The sequence below is a fragment of the Actinomadura harenae genome (genome assembly GCF_003696215.1).
Classification (GTDB): Bacteria; Actinomycetota; Actinomycetes; order Streptosporangiales; family Streptosporangiaceae; genus Spirillospora; species Spirillospora harenae.
This window is the reverse complement of record NZ_RFFG01000005.1, coordinates 125,475-147,957: the sequence shown is the minus strand read 5'-3', so window position 1 is coordinate 147,957 and position 22,483 is coordinate 125,475. Positions and strand designations below refer to the sequence as shown.

Genomic DNA, 22,483 nt, shown 5'->3' with positions numbered 1-22,483 from the left:
TACGAGACAAGGGGCAGACATGGCAGCCAACGACCGGGAGAAGGCTCTCGAGACCGCGCTCGCCCAGATCGAGCGGCAGTTCGGCAAGGGCTCGATCATGCGGATGGGCGACGAGGCGCGCGCGCCCGTCGAGGTCATCCCGACCGGGGCGATCTCGCTCGACATCGCGCTCGGCATCGGCGGCCTGCCGCGCGGCCGCGTCGTCGAGGTCTACGGCCCCGAGGGCTCCGGCAAGACGACCGTCGCGCTGCACGCGGTGGCCAGCGTCCAGCGGAACGGCGGCATCGCCGCGTTCGTGGACGCCGAGCACGCGCTCGACCCCGAGTACGCGTCCAAGCTCGGCGTCGACATCGACGCCCTGCTGGTGTCCCAGCCCGACACGGGCGAGCAGGCGCTCGAGATCACCGACATGCTGGTCCGCTCCGGCGCGGTCGACATCGTGGTCGTCGACTCGGTCGCCGCGCTCGTCCCGCGCGCCGAGATCGAGGGTGAGATGGGCGACAGCCACGTGGGCCTGCAGGCCCGGCTGATGTCGCAGGCGCTCCGCAAGATCACCGGTGCGCTGAACCAGACCCGTACCACCGCGATCTTCATCAACCAGCTGCGCGAGAAGATCGGCGTCATGTTCGGCTCGCCGGAGACCACCACCGGTGGCCGCGCGCTGAAGTTCTATTCCTCGGTCCGGCTCGACGTGCGCCGCATCGAGACCCTGAAGGACGGCACCGAGGCCGTCGGCAGCCGCGTCCGGGTCAAGGTCGTCAAGAACAAGATGGCCCCGCCCTTCCGGGTCGCCGACTTCGACCTGCTCTTCGGCCACGGCATCTCCCGCGAGGGCGGCCTGATCGACCTCGGCGTCGAGCACGGCTTCGTCCGCAAGTCCGGCGCCTGGTACACCTACGAGGGCGACCAGCTGGGCCAGGGCAAGGAGAACGCCCGCAACTACCTCAAGAACAACCCCGACACCGCCGACGAGATCGAGAAGAAGATCAAGGAGAAGCTCGGCGTCGGGCCGCGCGTCGACAAGCCGGCCGGGGACGCCGCCGCCAAGCCGGCCGCCGAGGCCCCGGCCAAGCCCGCCGCCGCTGCCGCCGCTGCCGCCGCTCCGTCCGCGCGCAAGTCGGCCAAGGCCAAGGCCGGGGATTCCTGACGGCGAATCCGTCGAATCGGGTGACTCCTGACGAAGACTGAGCGATGATCTCGTATGCAGGGCGGCGGCGCCTCCACCGCCACCGGTTCGCCGGTGCGCGGTCCTTCCCCACCGGCGCCGCCGTCCCCGAGGGCCTCCGATGACCACCCCGCCCTCGGACGACACCCCATCGTGGCCGACCTCGTCCGCCACCCCCTGGGCGCCTCCCCGTACCGATCCCGAGCAGGCCCCGACCACCGGGAACGCGGGCTCCGACGCTGCCGAGACCGACACGCAGACTCCAGCGGCATCGTCCTGGAGCGGAGCGGCCGACGCCCAGAACCCGAACCCGGGGACGGCGCAGCCTCCGGCCGAGGGAGGGGCCGCCCTCCCCTGGAACGTCCCCACACCGAAGACGGACCCCAGCGCACTGCCCTGGAACCAGCCGAGCACGGCCGCTCCGCCGCCGTGGGCGAGCCCGTCCAGCAACCCCTGGGGCGCAACACCCGCTTCCCCACAGCGGTCCTCCGCACCGCCGAACGAAACCCGAGGGACTGCCGAGAGCACCCCGAAGCCCCCGGACGCCCCCCCGACCTGGCTGAGCACCCCGCCCATCGAGAAGCACGAGACGGGAACAGAGGACGCGTCCCAGCCGCCCTCCGACTCGGTCTCCGCAGCCGCCCCGGCGGCCAAGAAGCCACGCCGGACGCCCTCCGAACGACGCGCCGCAGCCCCCGCCCCCCGACCAGAGGCGGAACCGGAGAGCTCGGCAAGCGACGCCGCTGATGCCTCGGCGGCCGAGAGCAGGCCACGGAGCGCGGCGTCGAGGAGCCGCGCAGTAGGGGGCGGCCCAGAAGAGGGAGCCCGGGAGCCCAGCGCCCTCCAGGATGCTGCCGACGGTGCGGGGCCGCTCCCACCGAGCCCCGAGGGGGGCGTGCCGACGGGGGATACGCCTGTCGAGGACATCCCCGAACAGAACGTCCCCATGGATGACCGTGCGCAGGGCTCGTTCGTGCAGGATCCGCCCACAGAGAGCGTGTCCGAGTGGCAGCACACGGCAGTAGGCGCCTCGCCGCAGGCACCCCCGACGCGCGGTGACTCCAGTGACGACGCGTTCCCTGAGAACGGAACCTCCGCGAGCGAGGCCGCGGCATCAGGCGAACGTCGTAGCCGAGGGCGGCGTGACTCGGGGAAGCGGAAGTCGGAGAGACCGTTCGGTGGCTCTCGAGCCTCCTGGGGCGGAGAGGACGCGTCCGACGGGCGTCGTCGTGGACGCCAGGGACCTCGGCGGCGAGCCTCGAACGAGGACGAGCATGGCCGGGAGCCGGGCACCGAAGAGCGCGAACGCCGAGCCGGGGAGTCCGCGCCAGGGCCCCGGAACGAGGACGGCGGCACGCGCGAGCGGGACACCGGGGATCCGGAGGCCCGGGCCCGGGAGATCTGCCTGCGGCTGCTGACGGGCTCGCCGCGCACCCGGGCGCAGTTGGCGGACGCCCTGCGGAGGAAGGACATCCCGGATGACGTCGCGGAGCGGGTGCTCGGGCGGTTCACCGACGTCGGCCTGATCGACGACGAGGCGTTCGCGCAGACATGGGTTCAGTCGCGACATGCCGGACGAGGTCTGGGACGGCGGGCACTGGCGGCCGAGCTGCGCCGGCGCGGCGTCGACAACGAGATCGTCAGCGAGGCCGTGGAGTCGCTGGACTCCGAGCAGGAGGAACGGCGCGCGCGTGAGCTCGTCGTGCGCAGACTGTCCTCGACACGCGGCGTCGAGCGCACGAAGCGCGTCCGGCGGCTCGTCGGGATGCTCGCCCGCAAGGGCTACCCGCCCGGCATGGCCTACCGCGTCGTGAAAGAGGCGCTGGACGCCGAAGGCGGCGACATCGACGACGACACCGACACCCTCCCGGAGAGCTGGGAGTTCGACTGACGCGACGCCCTCCGCCGGACGCTCCACCGCCCTGCCCGCAGAGGGCAGCGAAGCGCCGCGCATTCGCGAGGCAGGCGGCAGGCCGTTGACGCACGGCCAGCCCCCGGGCGTCACAAGGTAGGCGGCTACGCCGCGTTTTGGCGCGCGCTGGTCGGAGTGGGAGGGACGCCGTGCGCCCGCACACCCGCTGCTCGCGCTGCCGGACCTCGCTCGGGCAGCGCCGAAGCATGAACCGGTTGCGTCCTCCCGCCGCTCACGCGGTACCGCCGAGCCTCCACGGGGCCATCCGTTCCCACGCGCCACCGGCTGGGCTGCGATGCCGGTGGCGCGTGGGCCGGCGGGTGCCGCCGACGCCGAGGCCCACGACGAGCCGTCCGCCGGCGGACGACGATGGTCGGGCCCGTCGACCGGCTCGAGCGTCGCGGCCTCGTCGAGCGCCGCCGTGGCGAGCAGGACCGGCGCAAGAACGTCGTCGCCCTGACCGGGGACGGCGCGGACCTGCTCCGCCGGGCGGAGGGCGCCCGCCGCCGCATGGAGCGCGACTTCCTGGCCCCGCTCGGGGACGCCGAGGGCGAGCGTTTCGTCGCTTCGCTCCGTCTCCTCCTGGACGTCGGCGACTCGCGCTAGTTTGAGGTGATGAGTGGCGAGAAGCGGCTGAGGATCTACTCCATGCGGACGCGGACCCGCGACGGCCGGACCTCCTACGACAACGTCGAGGCCGAGTCTCTTGAGGACGCCTACCGCACGTACGGCGGCAGTGCGATCGAGGGCGCCGAGATCGAGATCGACATCGTCCTCGCCGACGCCTGGGACATCGACATGGGTGAACGCGGCCTCGGCCACTGACCGCCCTGGCCTCCCCAACCGCGTGACGCGTGGGGGACGAACGGGGCAGGTGGTGCCTCCCCGGGAGGTTGTGGGGCGACACGCCGGAGGTGTTAGCGGGAGGTTGACCGGCTGTCACGTCGCGGCAGGTGAGCGGGGTGGACGGCGGTGAAAGGGCGGAGGAGCCTGTCCGGAATGCCCTGGGTTTGCTTGCTCATCACCTGGATGGCGCTTACCGTTACGGCAGTGAGGAGTTACTCCGCGCACCAGCGGATTTCCATACGACCGAGCGTGTTCTAGCAGGCGAGAGGTGGGAGGGGCAGCGACCGGAACCGGTCCGGAGCGGATCGGCCGGCCCGGTGCCGTCACGACGGCGGCCGGGCGATGTCGTGTACCCGACGATCCGCTCGGGTGCGGGTAGGTCCTCGCGAGGCAGGGCTCCAGAACCCCGTCAGGGGCCCGCGGGCGAGGAAGGAACGGCCTCGTGACTCCACCCGCGAGTGGTCACGTGGATCACCCGTCCGCCCACCCTCGCGGCCGGACGCCCCAGAACCGTCCGGGCGTCCGTCCACACGGCCGGAGCCGTCCCCACCCCACTGCCAGGACGTGTCCCGACGCCGGGACGCGACGAGGCGTCCCCGCCCGGCCGGCCCTTCCGTCCGGCCCGCATGAGTCGCGGCCCCACCCCACAGGCCGGACGGCCTTCAGCCCGGAGCCACACCGGGTCATTCCCTGTCACCGGAGGCGGACGGACGACCGTCCGCCTCCGTTCCCCCTCGCGCACCCCGACGCCACGCGTGCCCAGAAGGACCGGCCTGTCCTGCCTCGCACGGGTCCGCTCCGGGGTGCCGGTATCTCACGAACAGATAGCGGTGATCATCATGCGTGCCGTGAGTTTGTCGATAGTCATGCGTTCACGCCGTGTCCACGGACGCGGCGGCGGACGGGGGCCGGAGCGTCCAGTGGACGCGGCCGGAGTCACCGCGGCGGCGGGAGGCGCCGGTAACGCGGGACGCGAGGTGCGGGGATGAGCACCGGACGACATGACGCGGCCCCGCCGGGACGGCGCGCCGAGGCCCCGGCGACCCCGCTCCGGCCGACGGCCCGTCCGGCCGTTTCCGTGGGGAGGCGCTGATGGGCGGCACGGGAATGACCGTCGCGGCGCTGCTCGTGGCGTTGATCGCCGTGGTGGCCCTGGTCATGGTGGTGCGGCGTCCGGGCACCCCGGCCGGACCCGACCCGGAGGAGGCCGAGCGCGCCCGGGACGGAGCGGAGGAGATCCGCCGGGCCGCGCGCGAGGAGGCGGACGAGATCCGCCGGACGGCCCGTGAGGGTGCGGAGGAGACGCGCCGGACGGCCCGGGACGAGGCGCACGGCATCGTCGCGAAGGCCGAGACGCAGGCGGAGCGGCAGGTGACCACGGCGCGCGCCGAGGTCGAGGAGGAGGCCAGGGAGCTGCGTGAGGACCTCCGGACGCTCCGCGAGGACCTGGAGCGCCGCGAGGCGAGGCTCGCCGAGCGCGAGCAGCGGCTCGACGGCGAGGTGCGGCGCCTGGAGGAGTGGTCCGGCCGCCTGAGCGAGTCCAGGAAGTCCCTGGAGACCCGCCGGGAGGAGCTCGCGAAGCTGGACGACGAGCGGCGGGCCGTCCTCGAGCGGACCGCGGGGCTGACCGCCGAGCAGGCCAAGTCGGAGCTGGTCTCGGCGATCGAGAACCAGGCGAAGAGGGAGGCCGTGCCGCTCACGCGGGAGATCGAGAACGCGGCCCGGGCGGAGGGCGACAAACGCGCCCGCAAGATCGTCACGCTGGCCATCCAGCGGGTCGCCAGCGAGCAGACCGCCGAGTCGGTGGTCAGCGTCCTGCACCTGCCCGGGGACGAGATGAAGGGCCGGATCATCGGCCGCGAGGGCCGCAACATCCGCGCCTTCGAGTCCACCACCGGGGTCAACCTGATCATCGACGACACGCCCGAGGCGGTGCTGCTGAGCTGCTTCGACCCGGTGCGGCGCGAGGTGGCGCGGCTGACGCTGGAGAAGCTGGTGCTGGACGGCCGCATCCACCCGTCGCGCATCGAGGAGGTGTACGAGCGCAGCCGGTCCGACGTCGAGCAGCTGTGCGTGCGGTCCGGCGAGGACGCGCTGGTCGAGCTCGGCATCACCGAGATGCACCCGGAGCTGATCGCGCTGCTCGGGCAACTGCGGTACCGGACGTCCTACGGGCAGAACGTGCTGAAGCACCTGGTCGAGTCGGCGCACCTCGCCGGGATCATGGCGCACGAGCTGCGGCTCCCGGCGGACGTGGTGAAGCGCGGGACGTTGCTGCACGACATCGGCAAGGCGCTCACGCACGAGGTGGAGGGCAGCCACGCGCTGATCGGCGCGGAGATCGCCCGCCGCTACGGCGAGCACGAGGACGTCGTCCACGCGATCGAGGCGCATCACAACGAGGTCGAGGTGCGGACGGTCGAGGCCGTCATCACCCAGGCGGCGGACGCGATCAGCGGCGGCCGTCCGGGCGCGCGCCGCGAGTCGCTGGAGGCGTACGTCAAGCGGCTGGAGCGGCTCGAGCAGATCGCGCGCGAGAAGCACGAGGGCGTGGACAAGGTGTTCGCGATGCAGGCGGGACGCGAGATCCGCGTGATGGTGCGTCCGGACACGGTGGACGACATCCAGGCTCAGGTGATCGCGCGCGACATCGCCAAGCAGGTGGAGGACGAGCTGACCTATCCCGGCCAGATCCGGGTGACGGTCGTCCGCGAGTCCCGCGCCACCGAGTTCGCCCGCTGACCGCCTCACCCGCGCTACCGAGATCGTCCCACCGCACAACCGGGTACCGCTGACCGTCCCACCGCCGTCGAGTCGTCGGTTGGCTCTCCGCACGCGCGCCCGCGCGACAGGCCTCCAACAGCCTGTCGCGCGGGCGTGCCGCCCGTGGGAGCGAGCTCACGCGTCGGCCGCTTGTGGCCCGCACACAGGCCCGCGATCAGGCCTCGGCGGGGGGCCGGCGGGGCCTGGGCGCGGGGCGGTCCGGATGTTCGAATCCGTCCGGAGCGGGCCCCGGCGGGACGCGCGTCACGGGCCTCGTCCATGCTGGAAGGGGTTTCGGTCGTGCCGGATGGCCGGGCCCCCGGCAGTCTGGGAGACGTGCTCCAAGCGCGGGCATGGAGCGGGTCACCTCCCGGTGCGCCCGCTGGAACGATCTTGATCGGCCGGTCAGGTTTCCGGACGAGACTGATCATTCTCGTTGTGGCGTGACGGAAGAGTCGGTATTTTCGGGCGAATGCGAAAGGGTCGGATGCGGGTTACCTATGCGGTCGTGGCGGTCACGGGGGTCGCGGCGGTCGCCACGGGCGGGGTGCTGGTCAGCCAGGGCCACGCGAAGACGCACGCGGTGGCGGACACCTCCACGAGCCAGCAGATCGGCTCGGTGGAGGCGCAGGACGCCGAGAACTACTGGACCCCGCAGCGGCTCGCCTCGGCGACTCCGGTCGGCGGTCCGAAGGCGGCCGCCCCCTCGACGGGTCCGTCGGCGAGTCCCTCGCCGGGAACCATGGGCGGGCGGAGCGTGACGGCGCAGAGCGTCCCGAAGTCCGCCGCGTTCGGTGGGATCCCGACGGTCGGCGCCGTGTTCTTCAACAACGGCAAGGGCAATCACTACTGCACGGCCAGCGTCATCCACAGCTACTCCAAGAGTCTGCTGTTGACGGCGGCGCACTGCATTCACGGCGGACGCGGCGGAGGCTACTCGCGCAACGTGGCCTTCGTGCCGAAGTTCGACAACGGCAAGCGTCCCTACGGGATCTGGTCGGCCAAGATGCTGCTGGTGGACAAGCGCTGGGCCTCCAAGAGCGACCCCGACCTCGACTACGGCTTCATCGCGGTCAACCCGCGCAGCGGCCGGAAGATCGAGCAGGTGGTCGGTTACAACAAGCTCGCCACCGATGAGGGCGCGGGCAACTGGGTGAACGTCGCGGGCTACCCGAGCCGCAGCAACCGTCCGATCTACTGCAAGACCAAGACGGCCAAGGCGTTCAAGTACCAGATCCGGATGGACTGCACCGGGTTCTATGGCGGTACCAGCGGCAGCCCCTGGCTGCTCTGGTACAACACCAAGTCGCACACCGGTTACGTCAACGGTGTGATCGGCGGATACCAGGAAGGCGGAAGCGTCTCCTGGCGTTCGTACTCGCCGTACTTCGACTCGGACGTCTACAACCTGCGGAAGGCCGCCGACAACCGCGCCTGACACAAGGCCGAGCACTCACGCCCAACCCCTACAACTGAAACAACCCCCGTAAAACGAGAACTGCGGTGTGCCCCCGGCACACCGCAGTTCCGCTTGACGGAGGTATCCGCTACTTCAGCTCGATGGGCGGGACGCCGACCGGCTCGAATCCGAGCGTGCGGCCGTAGAAGGAGAGTTCCGACTCCAGGCACGTGATGACCGTTTCGGCTCGCCGGAACCCGTGCGACTCGCCCTCGAACGTCAGGTACGCGTACGGCACCTCCTTCTCGTCCAGCGCCTCCGCGAACCGGGCGGACTGGTCGGCCGGGACGATCGGGTCGTCCAGGCCCTGGAGCAGCAGCACCGGGCAGGACGTCTGGCTCGCGTGCCCGAGCGGGGAGCGCTCCTCGTACGCGCGCTCGAATCCGGGCAGCGGCCCGATCAGCCCGAACAGGTAGTGCGACTCGAAGTCGTGCGTGGCGGCCGCGAACGACGCCAGGTCGCTGATGCCGAAGTAGGACGTCCCGGCGGCGAACAGGTCGGTCGTGGTGACCGCGGCGAGGGTCGTCCAGCCGCCCGCGCTGCCGCCCCGGATCGCGAGCCGCTTGGCGTCCGCGACGCCGAGGTCGACCAGCGCGCGCGCGGCGGCGACGGCGTCCTCGACGTCCACGACGCCCCACTGGCGCCGGAGCCGCTCGCGGTACGCGCGCCCGTATCCGGCCGACCCGCCGTAGTTGACCTCGACCACGCCGATGCCGCGGCTGGTGAAGAAGGCGTGCTCCAGGTCGAGCGTGCTGGACGCGCGCCCGGTCGGGCCGCCGTGCACGAACACCACGTACGGCGGCTTCTCACCGGCCGGGCCTTCGGCGTCCGGGCTGGACGGCGGGTACACCAGGGCGTGCACCGGACGCCCGAACGGCCCCTCGAGGCGCTCGGCGCGCGGCATCGACAGGTAGGCGGCGTTCGGCGGCTCGGCCAGCTCGCGCCGCAGGCTCTCGGCCCGCCCGGTCCTCATGTCCACCCGGACGACCGAGGTCGGCACCTCGGGCGCGCCCGCGACGCCCAGCACCGTCGACCCGGACACCGACAGCGCCGGACGCCAGTCCGCGTACGGCAGGTCGAGGTCGGTCAGCTCGAGGGTCTCCGGGTCGTACACGCCGAGCCGCAGGTCGCCCTCGCCGTGCAGGACGGCCAGGCGCCCGTCCTCGAGGATCGCGTAGGGCTTGCCGCCGAGCGTCCACAGCGGGCCGGCGAACTCCTCCTCGGCGGGGTAGAGCGCCTGGGCCGACTCGCCGTGCAGGCCGACCTGGTAGATGTTCCACCAGCCCGGCCAGTCGGAGATCACGTACAGGGTCTCGTCGTCCCGCCAGAGCGGGGCGAGCGCGGACTCGGTGAGCCCGCCCTTGACCGTGCGCGGGGCGACGGTCTCGCCGTCCGCGAGGGCGGCGACGCGCAGCTCCGTGCCGTCCCAGGGCATCCGCGGGTGGTTCCACTGGACCCACGCCAGGTGCCCGCCGCCCGGCGACGGCGTGGGGGAGGCGTAGAAGTCGGCGCCGCTGACCAGCTCCTGGATCGCCGAGGCGTCCGCGGCGGCGGACGCGTCGAGCGGGATGCCGACGATCGCGCGCCTGATGCCGCCCGGGGTGTGCCCCTCGCAGACGCACCACACCTGTGTGCCGTCGGGGGACAGCACGTAGTCGGCGTAGCGCAACCCCCCTGGCTGGGCCGGTTCCGGTGTCAGCGCATAGGGCTTCGGGTCGTTCGGGTCGAGTTTGTAAAGCCGCTGGTCCTCGTAGTTGGAGAACACGATCGCGTGGCCCTCGCCGGACGGTACCGGCAGATATGACCGCCCGCCGTACTCGTGCACGCGCGTCCTGGCGTCGTAGGGGGCCTGCAGCAGCTCGGTGCGGTGGCCCTCGGCGAGGTGGACGACCGTCGTCCGGCCGCCCTCCTCCGGCCGGGTCTCCTGCCACCACACGTCGTCGCCCGCCACGGTGGGAAAGCCGATCCGCAGCCGAGCGCGGGCGACGTCGGCGGCGGAGATGGGTGACGGCCAGGAGCCGTAGGGGAGGGTCGCACGAGCGGTCATATGCGAATCGTCCCGCATCGGAGGATCGGTTGGGGCCATGACGGGGCAGTTGCCGCCGGAAAGATACGAGCCGCTCAGCGGGGAGAACTCAGGCAACAGGGGCGATCTCCGCAGTTCGGTCGTCACGCGGAGATTCCGGACGCTCACTGGGGAGATTCATTGTGGTCCGTCCGATATTAGCCCGTGGTCGCCCTGTCTCCTGGAGGGCGCGCCGGACGGCCCGCGCGGCGCTCCGGCCCGCCCGGTTCGCCCCGATCGTGCTCGCGGACGGCCCGTACCCCAGGAGATGGACGCGCGGATCCGCGGCGACCCGCGTCCCGTCCATCGCGATCCCGCCGCCCGGCCCGCGCAGCCCCAGCGGCGCCAGGTGCCCGAGGGACGCCCGGAACCCCGTCGCCCACAGGATCACGTCCGCGTCGAAGGACGACCCGTCCGCCCACACCACGCCGGACGGCGTGACCCGCTCGAACATCGGCAGCCTGCGCAGCACCCCCGACGCCCGCGCGGCCCGCACCTCGTCCGTCAGCATCAGCCCGGTGACCGAGACGACGCTCCCGGGCGGCAGTCCGCGTCGCACCCGTTCGTCCACCTTCGCGACGGCCGCACGGCCCAGCTCCTCGTCGAACGGCCCCTCGACCCACTCTGGAGGACGCCGGGTGGCCCAACGCGTCTCAGCGGCCACCTCAGCGATCTCCAGGAGCGCCTGGACGCCCGAGGCCCCGCCGCCGACGACCATGACCCGCTTCCCGGCGAACTCCGCGGGCCCCCGGTAGTCGTGCGTGTGCAGATGACGCCCCCGGAACGTCTCCATTCCGGCGTAGCGGGGCCAGAACGGCTTCTCCCACGTCCCGGACGCATTGATCAGGAAACGGGCCGCGTAGTCGCCCTCGGACGTCGAGAGCAGCAGCCGCCCGTCCGGCAGGTCCCGCACGGACGACACGTCCACCGGGCGATGCACGTCGAGCCCGTACTCCCGCTCGTACCGCGCGAAGTACTCCGACACGACGTCGGACGCCGGACGCCCCGGATCGGGCGTCCCCAGCGGCATCCCGGGAAGATCGGCGATCCGGTGCGCCTTGCCCAGCGTCAGGGTCGGCCACCGGTGCTGCCAGGCCCCGCCGGGACGCTGCGCATGGTCGAACATCACGAAGTCCACGCCGTCCCGCCGCAGCTGGTACCCGGCCGACAACCCCGCCTGCCCGGCCCCCACGACCGCCACGTCCACGGCGGTCGCGCCCGCCGGAATCCCGTCGTACGTCACGTCCCCGGAAACCCGGAAGGGCGCCCCCGGATTCCCGGGGACGCCCTTCACCGCTGGGCCGGACGGCCGTCAGGAGGCGGCGTCCGCGCCGCTGGCGGTCATGCCCGCACCGGCCTGGACGCTCACGCCAGTGCTGCTCATCGTGGTGATCGACTTCTTGCTGCGGCGGACGCGCGCCTCCAGCACGGCCGCGATCCGGCTCACGATGAGGTTGATCGTGATGTAGATGGCCGCGCAGACGATCGCCGCCTGCAGCAGGTTGTGGAAGTTCGCCGGCTCGATCTTGAACCCGTAGGACGTGAGGTCCTCGTAGCCGATGATGAAGCCGAGCGAGGTGTCCTTCAGCAGGACCACGATCTGGCTGACGATCACCGGCAGCATCGCGGTGACGGCCTGCGGCAGCAGCACCAGCCGCATCACCGCGTTCTTGCGCATGCCGAGCGCGACCGCCGCCTCCGACTGCCCGCGCGGGATCGACTGCACGCCCGCCCGGACGATCTCGGCGAGCACCGAGCCGTTGTACAGGGTGAGGCCGAACACCACGGCGGCGAACGCGGGCACGGTCACCGTGCCGTTGTTGATCGTCACCCCGAAGATCGAGAAGACGTTCTCCACCATGACCCGCTGGAAGTTGCCGAGGGGGCCGTCGGCGATGATCGGGCTGACCGTGGCCGGCACGAAGAACGCCAGGAAGATCAGGATCAGCAGCGGCATGGCGCGGAAGAACTCCACGACCGCGCCCGCCGGGACGCGGATCCACCAGTGGTCCGACAGCCGGGCGAGCCCGAAGAGCGCGCCGAAGACCAGCGCGAGGACCGTGCCGACGGCCGCGGCCTTCAGGGTGTTGATGGTGCCCTGGATGAAGTAGGTGCGCCAGACGTCCCACTGGGTGAACGGCTTCCACAGCTCCTTGGCGAACTGGCCCTTGTCGTTCAGCGCGTAGATGATGTACCCGATGATCCCGAGGATCACCAGCACGGAGACGCCGGTCAGGATGTTGTTGCGCCTCCTGGCGCGCGGCCCGGGCGCGTCGAACAGGACGGTCGCGTCGTCGCGGCTCATCGCGCCACCGCCATTCGCTTGGACAGCCAGCCGAAGAAGAATCCGGTCGGGAGGGTCAGGACCAGGTAGCCGATGGCGAAGCCGATGAACATCGGCAGCGTGGCGCCCAGGTCGAAGAACAGCTGCTTCATCTCCGAGACGGCGTCGACGCCGTAGGAGACCGCGGCCACGACCGTCGTGTTCTTGATCATGGCGATCAGCACGCTGCCCAGCGGCCCGATCACCGACCGGACCGCCTGCGGGAGGATGATCATGCGGAGCGACTGGGTGAAGGTCAGCCCGATGGAGCGCGCCGCCTCGGCCTGGCCGAGCGGGACGGTGTTGATGCCGGACCGGAGAGCCTCGGCGACGAACGCGGAGGTGTAGACCGACAGCGCGCTGACCGCCCACCAGTAGCCGTTGACGGACGGCGTCTCAGAGAAGTGCCACTTGAGGATGTCGCTGAGCGCGGAGATGCAGAAGGCCGCCAGCAGGGTGAGGGGGGTGTTGCGCAGCAGGTTCACCACGAAGGTGCCGACGCCCCGCAGCACCGGTGTCGGGGACACCCGGAAGCTCGCCCACACCGTGCCGAGGATCATGGACAGGACCGCCGTCAGGGCGGCCAGCCGGATCGTCGCCCAGAAGCTGATGGCGATCTTGTCGAGGTTCTTGATGACCTCGGTGAAGTCGAAGAGTTGGCCCATGGATTCCCACCTGTAGGAGGCCGCGCCGACGCCCCCTCGGCAGGGGGCGCGGCGCGGCCGGGGGCGTCAGACGGTCAGGAGCAGCCCTCGAACTGCGGAACGGTCGTGGTCGGCTTCAGACCGGTGCCGTTGAAGTACTTCTCCAGCAGCGTCTTGGCGGTGCCGTCGGAGTACATCTTGGTGATGGCGGCGTTGACGGCCTCGCAGCCCTTGGTGTCGCCCTTCTTGATGCCGACGCCGTACTTCTCGTCGGTGAAGGGGTCGTTGATCACCTTGAACTTGCCCGGCTGCTGGGCGGCGAACCCGGCCAGGATCAGGTCGTCGGTGGAGACCGCGTCCACCGCGCCGGCGTCCAGCTTGGCGACGCAGTCGGCGTAGCCCGTGGCGTCCACGGTGGTGGCCTTGATGTTCAGCTTGCCGTCCGGCGGGCCCTGGACGACGCGCTTCCAGGAGTTGGAGCCGGCCGCCTTGCAGATCTTCTTGCCCGCGAGGTCGGCGGCCTTCTTGATGCTGGTGTTGCCGGCCTTGACCATGGTGTCCTGGTGGGCCACGTAGTACGGGCCGCCGAAGGTCACCTTGGGCTTGCGGGAGTCGGTGATGGAGTAGGTCGCGACGACCAGGTCCACCTGACCGGTCTGGAGGAAGGTCTCGCGGTTCTCCGACCGGGCCTCCTTGAAGGTGATCCCGCTCTCCGGCACGCCGAGCTGCTGCGCGATGTACTTGGCGACCGAGACGTCGAAGCCGTCGATGGAGCCGTCGGGCTTCTTCAGGCCGAGCGACGGCTGGTCGAACTTGACGCCGATGACCAGCTTCTTGTCGTTCTTGGCCTTGTCCGCGACGCTCGTCGTCTCGGCCTTCTTCTTGGAGGAGTCGCTGCCGCAGGCGCTCATGGTGAGCGCCAGGGAGGCGGCGGCCAGAGCGGCCACGATCTGACGTGCTCGCATGTGTCGTCCCTCTACTTTCGTGCGTTGCCCGGCGTTGCCCGGTGCGGGGGGCCAGTCGAACTCTGTCGCCCCACCTTGTGATGCGTCCCCTTTGGCGCCTTTTGGTATGCCCAAGGGGACGCGCCGTCGGCGTGGCGTTCCGGTACGCGGTTCCGTACCGGCTCCTGCTACGTCGTTCCGGTGCGCCTGTGGCCGGTCTCGCATGGCGGACCGGCGGGCGCGGATCGGTGCGTCAGTGGGTGAGGATCTTGGACAGGAAGTCCTTGGCGCGGTCGGTGCGCGCGTTGGTGAAGAACTCCTCGGGGGTGCTCTCCTCGACGATCTGCCCCTCGGCCATGAAGACGACCTTCTGGGCGGCGCGGCGGGCGAAGCCCATCTCGTGGGTCACCACGATCATGGTCATGCCCTCGTGCGCGAGGTCGGTCATGACGTCCAGGACCTCCTTGACCATCTCGGGGTCCAGCGCGGAGGTCGGCTCGTCGAACAGCATGACCTTCGGCTTCATGGCCAGGGCGCGGGCGATCGCCGCGCGCTGCTGCTGGCCGCCGGACAGCTGGGCGGGGTACTTGCCGGCCTGGGTGCCGATGCCGACCCGCTCCAGGAGCTGCATCGCGGTCTGTTCGGCCTCGGCCTTGCCCACCTTGCGGACCTTCATCGGCCCGAGCGTGACGTTCTCCAGGATCGTCTTGTGGGCGAAGAGGTTGAAGGACTGGAAGACCATGCCGACGTCGGCGCGGAGCCGGGCGAGGTCGCGTCCCTCCTGGGGGAGCTTCTTGCCGTCGATGAGGATCGTGCCGCCGTCGATCGGCTCGAGCCGGTTGATCGACCGGCAGAGGGTCGACTTTCCGCCACCGGACGGGCCGATGATGACGACGACCTCGCCCTGGTCGATGGTGAGGTTGATGTCCTTCAGGACGTGCAGTTCACCGAAGTGCTTGTTGACGTTCTCGAGCACGACGAGGGGCGGGTTGTCAGAGGTCCCCTTGTCACCAGCTCCCTTGCCGATGTCCACCATGAGCCCGGACTTTACGTGATGCTTATCGTCGAAGACGCATGCAGGCGGTACCGATCCGGTCACGAATGCCCACGTAACCGCGTGGATGACGGGTTCTCAGGCTGTTCGTCGTGCCTGGTGGGAGCGGGTGTGTCGGCGGTAATGTGACCGGCCGGTAACCAGATGGTGATCCACTCGGGACGCGCCGGGCGCCCCGCCCGGCCTATTACCCTTGGACCGTCATGAGTGCGCCTACTGAGAGCGGTTCCCGCACGTACGAGATTCGTACTTACGGGTGCCAGATGAACGTCCACGACTCCGAGCGCCTTTCCGGGCTGCTGGAGGACGCCGGATACGTGCGCGCGGACGGTGTTGAGCCCGATGTCGTGGTGTTCAACACCTGCGCCGTCCGGGAGAACGCCGACAACCGCCTGTACGGCAACCTCGGCCACCTGCGCCCGGTCAAGGACGCCCACCCGGGCATGCAGATCGCGGTCGGCGGCTGCCTCGCCCAGAAGGACCGCGACACCATCGTCAAACGCGCCCCCTGGGTGGACGTGGTGTTCGGCACCCACAACCTGGGCGCCCTGCCGGTGCTCCTCGAGCGGTCCCGCGTCCAGGAGGAGGCGCAGGTCGAGATCGAGGAGTCCCTGGTGACCTTCCCCTCGACGCTGCCGACCCGGCGCGAGTCCCCCTACGCGGCGTGGGTGTCCATCTCGGTGGGCTGCAACAACACCTGCACCTTCTGCATCGTCCCGTCCCTGCGCGGCAAGGAGAAGGACCGCCGTCCCGGCGAGATCCTCGCCGAGATCGAGGCGCTGGTCGCCGAGGGCGTCACCGAGGTCACCCTCCTGGGGCAGAACGTCAACGCCTACGGCTCCGGCTTCGGCTCGCCGGCGTCCGCCCCGGACGAGGTCAAGGCGATGACCGAGGGCGGGCAGAGCGCCTTCGCGGGCCTCCTGCGCGCGTGCGGGGGGATCGAGGGCCTGGAGCGCGTCCGCTTCACGTCCCCCCACCCGAAGGACTTCACCGACGACGTGATCGCGGCCATGGCCGAGACGCCGAACGTCGTGCCGTCCCTGCACATGCCCCTCCAGTCCGGCTCGGACGCCGTGCTGAGGGCGATGCGCCGCTCCTACCGGCAGGAACGCTTCCTCGGGATCATCGAGAAGGTCCGGGCGGCGATGCCGGAGGCGGCGATCACCACCGACATCATCGTGGGCTTCCCCGGCGAGACCGAGGAGGACTTCGAGCAGACCCTGCACGTCGTCCGCGAGGCCCGGTTCGCCTCGGCGTTCACCTTCCAGTACTCCAAGCGGCCCGGCACCCCGGCCGCGACCATGGACGGCCAGATCCCCAAGGAGGTCGTCCAGGAGCGGTACGAGCGGCTGATCGCGCTCCAGGAGGAGATCTCCTGGGCCGAGAACAAGAAGCAGCTCGGACGCACCCTGGAGGTCCTGGTCGCCGAGGGCGAGGGCCGCAAGGACGACGCGACCCGCCGCCTCTCCGGCCGCGCCGCCGACAACAGGCTCGTCCACTTCGCCGTCCCGGACGAGGCCGTCAGGCCCGGCGACATGGTGACCGTCGAGGTCACCTACGCCGCGCCGCACCACCTGGTGGCCGACAAGTCGTTCTCCGTGCGTCGCACGCGCGCGGGCGACGCCTGGGAGGCCCGTCAGGCCCAGCCCGAGGGCGCCAAGGGCGTCGCGCTGGGCATGCCGTCCATCGGCCGTCCCGCGGGCTCGGCGGCTTCGGAACAGGCGTCCACGGGCTGCTCCACCTGCCCGTAGGCAAGCACTGACATCGCCCGCCGGTCTCCCGGCGGGCATGCCTCAAGGGGCGTCCCAGGCGTGTTCTGGGACGCCTCTTCCGCTTTCGTGGTCCGGGTCCCGGGTGATCAGGAACCGCTCTGGCCGGGCCGGCCGCCCTGGTCGTCCTGCGCGCCGTCCTGGGCCTGGTCGGTGTTCGGCTGCCCCTGGCCGGACGAGTGGTCGATGTAGTCGCCCGCCTTCTCCTGGGCCTTGTCGACCTTGTCGGCGTACTTGCCGCCGGTCTTGTCGTCGACCATGTCCCCGGCCTTGTCCACGCCGCCCTTGGCCTGGTCGGGATGCTGGCCGAGCATTTCCTTCACCTTGTCGATGAACGACATGGAATCCTCCCCCGAGGTCGCCGGTGTCGCGGCCGCCACGTGGTGGGAGGCGGCCCGCGGCACCCGTACAGTCCGATCCATACCCACTGGCTTGCCAGAATTAAGCCCGTGAGCTCTCCTGACGTGATCGCCGTGGTCGGCCCGACCGCCGCCGGGAAGTCCGATCTGGCCGTCGACCTGGCGCTGCGCCTGCCCGGCGAGGCGGTGAACGCCGACTCCATGCAGTTCTACCGGGGCATGGACGTCGGCACCGCGAAGCTGACGGCGGACGAGATGCGCGGTGTCCCGCACCACCTGCTCGACATCTGGGACGTCACCGTCACCGCGAGCGTCGCCGAGTTCCAGCGGCTCAGCGCCGAGGTCTTCGCCGAGGTGCGGGGACGCGGGCGGGTGCCGGTGCTGGTCGGCGGGTCCGGCCTCTACGTGCGCGCGGCCCTGGACGAGATGGAGTTCCCCGGCACCGACCCGTCCGTCCGGGCCCGGTTGGAGGACGAGCTGGCCGAGGCCGGCTCGGGCGTCCTGCACGCGCGCCTGCGCGAGCTCGACCCCAAGGCGGCCGACGCGATCCTGCCCAGCAACGGGCGGCGGATCGTCCGGGCGCTGGAGGTCATCGAGATCACCGGACGGGCCTTCACCGCGACCCTGCCCGAGCACCGCTACCGGTACCGCTCGGTCGTCCAGATCGGCCTGGAGGTGCCGCGTCCCGAGCTGGACGAGCGGATCGCGCTGCGCGTCGAGCGCATGTGGGAGGCCGGGCTCGTGGACGAGGTCCGCGCCCTGGAGAAGCAGGGCCTGCGGGACGGCCTGACCGCCGGGCGCGCCCTCGGGTACGCGCAGGTCCTGCGGTTCCTGGCGGGGGAGTGGTCCGAGGCCGAGGCCAAGGACGAGACGATCCGGGCGACACGCCGGTTCGCCCGGCGGCAGGAGTCCTGGTTCCGGCGGGACCCGCGGGTCGTCTGGCTGCCCTACGACGCCCCCGACCTCCTGGATCGCGCCCTGAGCCTGCTGTGAGGCGGTCCTGAGCCCTCGCGGGCGTGCGACTCCTGTGGGCCTCGGGCCTGGGGAAACGGGGGCGTTCCGGCGGGGTAATACGATCGAATGCATGCGTTTCATCAAGGGCCACGGCACCGAGAACGACTTCGTCATCCTTCCCGATCCGGACGGGGCTCTTGACCTGACCGCCGAGGCGGCCGCCCGGCTGTGCGACCGGCACGCGGGGATCGGCGCGGACGGGATCCTGCGGGTCGTCCCCACCAAGCTCGCGGGCGAGCCCGCCGTCGAGGGCCTGGCCGCCGACTGGTTCATGGACTACCGCAACGCCGACGGCAGCATCGCCGAGATGTGCGGCAACGGCGTCCGGGTGTTCGCGCGGTACCTCGTGGACGCCGGGCTCGCCGAGCCGGGCGAGTGGGACGTCGCGACCCGCGCCGGGCTGCGCCGGGTCACGGTCGGGACGTCCGGGGACGTCCGCGTCGAGATGAACCGGCCGGTCCACCTGGGCGAATCCGCGGCGACGGTCGCGGGCGAGACGTTCGGCGGCGTCCGCGTCTCCATGGGCAACCCGCACCTGGCCTGCCCGGTCGACCGTCCGCTCGCGGAGCTCGATCTGTGCCATGCGCCCGGCTTCGACCCGGAAGTGTTCCCCGAGGGGGTGAACGTCGAGTTCTTCCGTCTGGTGGGCGAACGTCACGTCGAGATGCGAGTCTACGAACGGGGTTCGGGCGAGACCCGCTCCTGCGGCACCGGCACCGTGGCGGTCGCGGTGGCCGCGGCGCTCGGTGGATCCGCCCCCTCAGGCCCCTCGGACCTGCCGGTCGGGGAGTGGACCGTGGACGTTCCCGGCGGCCGGGTTACGGTGTCCCTGGAGGCCGGGACGAGCTTCCTGACCGGTCCTGCCGTCCTGGTGGCCGAGGGGGAGACCAGGCCCGAATGGCTCTAGTCAAATGTGACTATTTTTCGTCCCGGGTGACTCGGGACTCCCGTCCCTGACGGAAGGGCCTCCCGGTCGCCTACTTTCTGGGTGCACACCTCGGGTGGCGAGCACACCTCAAGGTGCAGGCCGCGCGGGCCGGGATGGGAGCCTCGGAACCGCAGCGGTGTTCGAGGGCCGGTGGCGACCTTCTTGGCGGGGGGCGGTCACCGGCCCTCACCATGTCCAACGTCAGAACGCACCATGCCCAACGTCTGAGCCCAGCGTCTGAGCCCAACGTCTGAACGCTGGCGTGAGATCAGCGCCGTTCGGCGGGCGCGTGCGCGTGTGAGGCGCCGCCAGAGGCGAGATGCCCGTCCCCCCGCTGCCCTGGGACGCCGTCCGGTTCGGACGGCGGAGAGCTCCCTGGAGAGGGGCCCGGGGAGGGGCCCGGTGGCGCGCCGGACAGCGGCAGCCGCGCCCGGACCACCGTCCCGCCCTCCGGACGGCGGCTGACCGTGCAGGATCCGCCCAGCTCGGCGGCCCGTTCCCGCATCGACGACAGGCCGACCCCGGCGCGGACGTCCTTCGGCAGGCCCACCCCGTCGTCCCGGACGGTGACGTCCAGGTCGCCGCTCAGGTCCAGCCGGACGAGCGCGTGCCCGGCCTTCGCGTGCCGGTACACGTTGGTCAGCGCCTCCTGGACGATCCGGTACGCCGCGACCTCGGCCGCCGCCGGGAGCGCGGCCAGGTCGCCCTCGACCTCGACGTCCACGCGCGGCCCGTGCCCGCCGCTGCCGACCACGCCGCCGAGCGCCCGGATCGCCCCGGCGAGGCCGAGGTCGTCCAGTGCGGGCGGGCGCAGCCCATAGACCAGGTCGCGCAGCTCCCCGATCGTCCGGCCCATGGTGCTGCGCAGTCGCTCCAGCATGCCGTCGGCGGCCTCCGGGTCGGTGCGCATCGTGATCCGCGCCGCGTCCACGGTCATGGCGAGGCTGGCCAGGGTCGGGCCGAGCCCGTCGTGCAGGTCGCGGCGGAGCCGGCGGCGCTCCTCCTCGCGCGTGCGCAGGATCCGCTCGCGCGAGCGCTGCACGTCCATCGCGAGCCGGGCGGCGTTCGCGAGCTCGGCGAGGTTGCGGGCGAGGATCCCGGCGAGCCGCGCGTCCGGCGCCCGGACGCCGCTGAAGATCATCCGTCCGACCGGTTCGCCGTGCCAGACCAGCGGGACCCGCTGCGAGCGCTCGCCCGGCGCGCCGTCCTCGACCAGCGCGGCGAGGTTGCCGTCCCGGTCCAGCACCTCGATCGCCAGCCCGGACGCGTGCAGCGCCTCCCGGACGACGGAGGCGGCGGTGGCGAGCGCCGCGGACGGGCCGGACGCCGTCTGGAGGCGCCGTTGCAGCCGGTCGGCGAGCCGGTAGGGGTCGCGTTCGCGGTGCAGCATCCGGTCCACGCCGCGTTGCAGCCGCCGCCGGGTGGGCTCGAACACCACGCCCGCCGCGACCGCGCCCGCGAGCCCCGCCATGCCGCCGTGGTCGGACATGAACAGGCTGACGGTGCCGACGAGCGTGAAGTACACGCCGGTGATCACGCCGACCAGCCCGGCGTACACCAGGGTCCGGTTGATCACCACGTCGATGTCGTACAGCCGGTACCGGGTGATCGCGATGGCGACGCAGATCGGGATGGTGACGATCGCGGTGTCCCGGACGGTGTCCCCGATCCGGGCGCTCTCCCCGACGTAGATGATCGCCTCGGTGACCAGGCCGGGGTACACGACCCAGGCGATCTGCCGCCGCACGTCCGGCGCGGCCCGCCGGAACCGGGCCGCCAGCGACAGCAGGGAGAGGACCAGCGCCCCCACGATCAGCACCGCGATCACCCGCGGGATCGACTGGAGCGGGTACACCGAGACGCCGTCGTGGAACCGCCGCGCGCCCGGATCGACGGTCAGATGGACGGCCACCACGACCGGAACCAGGCAGGCCAGGGCCAGAACCGGGCGGAACCGCGCCGACACGAGCCGTCCGTCCGGGAACAGCAGGGGCAGGACGAGCGTGAGCGCGTAGGTGTCGACCGCCCACAGCCAGTGGCTGAGCCAGACCGGCAGCCACGCGCCGGGCCAGTGGTGGAGTTGCGCGAGCGGCCCGAGGTTCAGCGACAGGACGTAGACCGCCGCGCTGATCCCGGCCCCGAGCATCAGCAGCCCGACCCGCCGTCCGGCCCGGTGCGCGCTGAGCAGCGCCCCGACCGGCGACCAGGACAGCGCGACGAACACCTCCGGATGCCACCACACCATCCGCCGGTCGTCCGGCAGCCAGTGGCCCAGCATGAGCGAGACGGCGACCAGCAGGACGGCCGCCGCCGCGCCCGCCGGCGCCGCCCCTCCGATGCTCCGGCCGATCCTCACCCTGCCCACTGCCTCTCCCGCGCCCCAGGTAATGAAATGTTAAAACGCTGAGGTGATGGCCACGCCACCGCGACTCGTCCGGTGATGGACGAGGTTGGGCGTGTGAGGAGTTTCTAGCGCTTTTACCGCGCGCGGGCGAGGGCAGGGGTCGGTCTGGTGTCTCCGGGAGGTCCGCCTAGGCCTGCTCGGAGGGCGTCACGGATGCGGTCGTGGGGCCGTCGCGGGGACGGGCGTGAGGGCGGTCATGGGGGCGGGCGTGAAGGCGGTCAAGGCGCGGGTGTGAAGGCGGTCATGGGGAACAGGGCGCGGACGCCCGCCGCGAACCCCTCGGGCGTCGCGTCCCCGAGCAGCAGGTGCTGGAGGATGAATCCCGGGAACAGGCCGAACAGGACCCGCCCGGCGGCCTCGGCGTCGATGTCGGCGGGCACCCGCCCGGCCTCCGCGAGCCGCCGGACGTAGGTCACCCAGTGGTCGCGTGAGGTGCGCATGGTCTGCCGCACCTTCTCACCGACGGCTCCGTCGTGCGCGGCCATCGCCCATGCCTGGATGGCGAGCCGGCCGGGGCCGTTGCCGGTCGCGAGCTCGGTGATCCGCTCGCACATCGCCAGGCAGAGCCGGTCGGGGTCGGGCAGCGGATCGGCGTCCACCAGGGCGGACAGCACCTTCTGCAGCTCGCCGCCACCCTCCGCGACGATCTCGTCCACGATCTCGCTCTTGCTCTTGAAGTACCGGTAGACGGCCCCGGCCGACAGGCCCGACTCGGCGAAGATGTCCTGCATCGACGTCTCGTACAGGCCGTTGCGGATGAAGCAGGCGCGGGCCGCGTCGATGATCTGGCGGCGGCGGCGCTCCAGGTGCTCTTCGCTGACTCGGGGCATGCCC

18 protein-coding genes are annotated in these 22,483 nt (G+C 71.5%); 9 read left to right on the top strand and 9 right to left on the bottom strand.

The window, feature by feature from the left end; all coding sequences use genetic code 11:
* Window positions 1-19: 19 nt before the first annotated feature.
* From recA to EBO15_RS04540, 6 genes are all read left to right on the top strand, one after another.
* Entirely contained in the window at window positions 20-1,147 is a 1,128-nt protein-coding gene (gene recA, locus EBO15_RS04565; protein WP_122193019.1) for a recombinase RecA, read from the top strand.
* Between the two features lie 139 nt (window positions 1,148-1,286).
* Window positions 1,287-3,056 carry a recombination regulator RecX gene (recX, locus tag EBO15_RS47015; protein WP_325051867.1) on the top strand — a complete coding sequence of 590 codons (1,770 nt, stop codon included), beginning with the start codon at window positions 1,287-1,289 and terminating at the stop codon, window positions 3,054-3,056.
* Between the two features lie 390 nt (window positions 3,057-3,446).
* Window positions 3,447-3,683 carry a MarR family winged helix-turn-helix transcriptional regulator gene (locus EBO15_RS04555; RefSeq protein WP_122193017.1) on the top strand — a complete coding sequence of 79 codons (237 nt, stop codon included), beginning with the start codon at window positions 3,447-3,449 and terminating at the stop codon, window positions 3,681-3,683.
* Window positions 3,684-3,692: 9 nt separating this feature from the next.
* Window positions 3,693-3,902 carry a hypothetical protein gene (locus tag EBO15_RS04550; protein WP_122193016.1) on the top strand — a complete coding sequence of 70 codons (210 nt, stop codon included), beginning with the start codon at window positions 3,693-3,695 and terminating at the stop codon, window positions 3,900-3,902.
* Window positions 3,903-5,015: 1,113 nt separating this feature from the next.
* Complete coding sequence (gene rny, locus EBO15_RS04545; protein WP_122193015.1) at window positions 5,016-6,665, top strand: ribonuclease Y; 1,650 nt, start codon at window positions 5,016-5,018, stop codon at window positions 6,663-6,665.
* A 508-nt stretch (window positions 6,666-7,173) separates the two neighbouring features.
* The gene (locus tag EBO15_RS04540) at window positions 7,174-8,124 is read left to right on the top strand and encodes a trypsin-like serine peptidase (protein WP_158628131.1); all 951 of its coding nucleotides are present in this window, start codon (window positions 7,174-7,176) and stop codon (window positions 8,122-8,124) included.
* Window positions 8,125-8,233: 109 nt separating this feature from the next.
* On the opposite strand, the gene EBO15_RS04535 is transcribed toward EBO15_RS04540, so the two are convergent.
* The 6 genes from EBO15_RS04535 to EBO15_RS04510 all read right to left on the bottom strand — a co-directional run bounded on the left by EBO15_RS04535 (window position 8,234) and on the right by EBO15_RS04510 (window position 15,157).
* Window positions 8,234-10,192: a S9 family peptidase gene (locus tag EBO15_RS04535; protein ID WP_122193013.1), complete on the bottom strand. Its 1,959-nt coding sequence runs from the start codon at window positions 10,190-10,192 to the stop codon at window positions 8,234-8,236.
* 88 nt (window positions 10,193-10,280) lie between these two features.
* Complete coding sequence (locus tag EBO15_RS04530; protein ID WP_233615937.1) at window positions 10,281-11,453, bottom strand: NAD(P)-binding domain-containing protein; 1,173 nt, start codon at window positions 11,451-11,453, stop codon at window positions 10,281-10,283.
* Window positions 11,454-11,522: 69 nt separating this feature from the next.
* Complete coding sequence (locus tag EBO15_RS04525) at window positions 11,523-12,515, bottom strand: amino acid ABC transporter permease (protein WP_122193012.1); 993 nt, start codon at window positions 12,513-12,515, stop codon at window positions 11,523-11,525.
* Window positions 12,512-13,198, bottom strand: coding sequence for an amino acid ABC transporter permease (locus EBO15_RS04520; protein ID WP_122193011.1), 687 nt, complete (start codon window positions 13,196-13,198; stop codon window positions 12,512-12,514). Before EBO15_RS04520 ends, EBO15_RS04525 begins: the two co-directional genes overlap by 4 nt.
* Before the next feature lie 74 nt (window positions 13,199-13,272).
* The gene (locus tag EBO15_RS04515; protein ID WP_122193010.1) at window positions 13,273-14,142 is read right to left on the bottom strand and encodes a glutamate ABC transporter substrate-binding protein; all 870 of its coding nucleotides are present in this window, start codon (window positions 14,140-14,142) and stop codon (window positions 13,273-13,275) included.
* Window positions 14,143-14,374: 232 nt separating this feature from the next.
* The gene (locus tag EBO15_RS04510; RefSeq protein WP_199744324.1) at window positions 14,375-15,157 is read right to left on the bottom strand and encodes an amino acid ABC transporter ATP-binding protein; all 783 of its coding nucleotides are present in this window, start codon (window positions 15,155-15,157) and stop codon (window positions 14,375-14,377) included.
* Between the two features lie 221 nt (window positions 15,158-15,378).
* On the opposite strand from EBO15_RS04510, the gene miaB reads away from it, so the two are divergent.
* Window positions 15,379-16,926: a tRNA (N6-isopentenyl adenosine(37)-C2)-methylthiotransferase MiaB gene (gene miaB, locus EBO15_RS04505; protein ID WP_122193009.1), complete on the top strand. Its 1,548-nt coding sequence runs from the start codon at window positions 15,379-15,381 to the stop codon at window positions 16,924-16,926.
* A gap of 107 nt (window positions 16,927-17,033) precedes the next feature.
* On the opposite strand, the gene EBO15_RS46720 is transcribed toward miaB, so the two are convergent.
* A complete protein-coding gene (locus tag EBO15_RS46720) occupies window positions 17,034-17,285 on the bottom strand; it encodes an antitoxin (RefSeq protein ID WP_122193047.1) in 252 nt (83 codons plus the stop codon).
* 123 nt (window positions 17,286-17,408) lie between these two features.
* Here EBO15_RS46720 and miaA point away from each other — a divergent pair, with 123 nt between their 5' ends.
* Complete coding sequence (miaA, locus tag EBO15_RS04495; protein ID WP_233615940.1) at window positions 17,409-18,296, top strand: tRNA (adenosine(37)-N6)-dimethylallyltransferase MiaA; 888 nt, start codon at window positions 17,409-17,411, stop codon at window positions 18,294-18,296.
* A 91-nt stretch (window positions 18,297-18,387) separates the two neighbouring features.
* Entirely contained in the window at window positions 18,388-19,224 is an 837-nt protein-coding gene (dapF, locus tag EBO15_RS04490) for a diaminopimelate epimerase (RefSeq protein WP_122193007.1), read from the top strand.
* Window positions 19,225-19,513: 289 nt separating this feature from the next.
* On the opposite strand, the gene EBO15_RS04485 is transcribed toward dapF, so the two are convergent.
* Both EBO15_RS04485 and EBO15_RS04480 read right to left on the bottom strand, forming a co-directional pair.
* Window positions 19,514-21,610, bottom strand: coding sequence for a sensor histidine kinase (locus EBO15_RS04485; RefSeq protein WP_233615934.1), 2,097 nt, complete (start codon window positions 21,608-21,610; stop codon window positions 19,514-19,516).
* Window positions 21,611-21,867: 257 nt separating this feature from the next.
* A complete protein-coding gene (locus EBO15_RS04480) occupies window positions 21,868-22,479 on the bottom strand; it encodes a TetR/AcrR family transcriptional regulator (RefSeq protein ID WP_122193006.1) in 612 nt (203 codons plus the stop codon).
* Between the last annotated feature and the right edge of the window lie 4 nt (window positions 22,480-22,483).